Raw genomic sequence first — 1644 nt, forward strand, 5'->3', positions numbered from 1 at the left:
TCAACCGGATTATCATGGCACATAAGGATATCATTCTCCCATATCTTCTTTCCATTCTTATCCGTGAGTCCAGTGTACCGGCAGATCGTATCCGAATCAACGAGATAGCTATTCTGTCTGCACGTATCCGCATTTTTGATATCATACATGAACCATGCACCATATCTTTGAACCACATATCCCTCAACCCATTCTCCACCGTCAACTTTCTTCGCTCTAAAAAGAATCTCTCTATTCATCTTCTATATCCTCTCTACGTATAAATGCATCAAAATCTAAATCTTTTTGCATGACTCTTCCATTCTCAAATGGATAACTTCCATTCATCATTGCTTTTACGTCTTGCAATTCTGCTATGAGTGCATCTATACTTTCTGTCTTCGTGAATGTCAGGATAACTTCCGCCTGATCTACATTCCATGTATCTTCGACCGAAACTATTTCCCCTATCTTATGTGGTTCCTGTGTAATACAGCACAATGCTCCGATGCCACCGCTCAAAGCGCCAGTCATTCTGATATCACCTGTTCCGAACTCCATTTTTGCTTTGCCTTTAATCATTGATTTTTCCCCTTTTCTTTCATGTACTTCAAAATTTCTTTTTTCACCATCTTGGCATATTTTGGATACTCGCATCCAAACATAGCGCATCCATAAAAAACTGTACCATCGCCCGGATCTTCATGATCTACACTCATTTTGCAAGAAGCACACTCTTCAGTACTATGCTCTCTGCAATAATCTCCCATTGCCAGTAAGAAGTCTTCGATCTTAACTTTCATCCAGTCCACTCCTCTTTACGATTTCAATCGCTTTATCCAGCGCAAGATAGCTACTCATTTCTCCATCCCAGCACTCTGCGAAATATTTGCAATGTCTGCAGTCTTCATTATTGCAAGCTCCATCCAACTTTAATTGCTCCAACTCAGTTGCTACAACATCTGCTTTGTACGCTTCTGGCTGTTTTTTTATAATTTCCACGATGTCTTTAAAATTCACAAAGACAAAAGTATCTTCACTGCCTAAATCAAGTCTTTTTATTAGTGCGTCCGCATCAATCAGTTTCATTGGTCTTTTTTTCCTCTCTTGTTCCATTCCTCAATCGCTTTGTTTCTTTCGTCTTTTGTTATTCTCAGCTCACCATTTTCAAGTGTCATTCTTACTTCATATCGTCTTGGAAGACTAATTCCGCATCCATAACATTTTACATAAAAATCAAAGCCCACATCATAATTACTTGATGTGTTGCCTACTGTTGTCATGGTTGGCTCTTCACCGCAAAATGGACACGCTTTTAATTCTCTATTTTCCATGTGCTTACCTCCCCTGTGACTCTACAACATTCAGGATCTTTTCTACTGCCTTATCCCAGAAGATTCTCACAAAGTCATCCAGTGTTGTAAATTCTTCGCCTCTGTCGCTGTCTACCAGACCAACCTCATCTCCATATGTTGTATCCGAATCCAATTCTTCAAGAACCTGTGCTGTGATATCTTTTACAACCTCTTCTGTATCGGTATATCCGCAATCGTAGCTGCAGGCTTCTCTTAACTCTTCCATATCTCTTCTTGACAATTTTCCCATTTTTTTCTCCTTTACCACCCCCATATCATTACGGTATCCAATTGCACTTGGATTTACCAT

6 protein-coding genes are annotated in these 1644 nt (G+C 39.7%); all 6 read right to left on the bottom strand.

Features of this window, described 5'->3' with window-relative positions; genetic code table 11:
• On the bottom strand, window positions 1-239 hold a 239-nt coding region (locus PG766_RS16785; RefSeq protein WP_270591397.1), incomplete at its 3' end, for a YopX family protein.
• Complete coding sequence (locus tag PG766_RS16790; RefSeq protein WP_270591398.1) at window positions 232-561, bottom strand: hypothetical protein; 330 nt, start codon at window positions 559-561, stop codon at window positions 232-234. The genes PG766_RS16790 and PG766_RS16785, both read right to left, overlap by 8 nt.
• A complete protein-coding gene (locus PG766_RS16795; protein WP_270591399.1) occupies window positions 558-782 on the bottom strand; it encodes a hypothetical protein in 225 nt (74 codons plus the stop codon). The genes PG766_RS16790 and PG766_RS16795 overlap by 4 nt, the downstream gene beginning before the upstream one ends.
• A complete protein-coding gene (locus PG766_RS16800; RefSeq protein WP_270591400.1) occupies window positions 772-1068 on the bottom strand; it encodes a hypothetical protein in 297 nt (98 codons plus the stop codon). Before PG766_RS16800 ends, PG766_RS16795 begins: the two co-directional genes overlap by 11 nt.
• Window positions 1065-1313, bottom strand: coding sequence for a Lar family restriction alleviation protein (locus tag PG766_RS16805; RefSeq protein WP_178413918.1), 249 nt, complete (start codon window positions 1311-1313; stop codon window positions 1065-1067). Before PG766_RS16805 ends, PG766_RS16800 begins: the two co-directional genes overlap by 4 nt.
• A 4-nt stretch (window positions 1314-1317) precedes the next feature.
• Window positions 1318-1644 (bottom strand): hypothetical protein (locus PG766_RS16810; RefSeq protein ID WP_270591402.1); only part of this gene is annotated, 327 nt, incomplete at its 5' end.

The organism is Coprococcus sp. LG101-27, from assembly GCF_027695515.1.
GTDB classification, from domain to species: Bacteria; Bacillota; Clostridia; order Lachnospirales; family Lachnospiraceae; genus Allocoprococcus; species Allocoprococcus comes.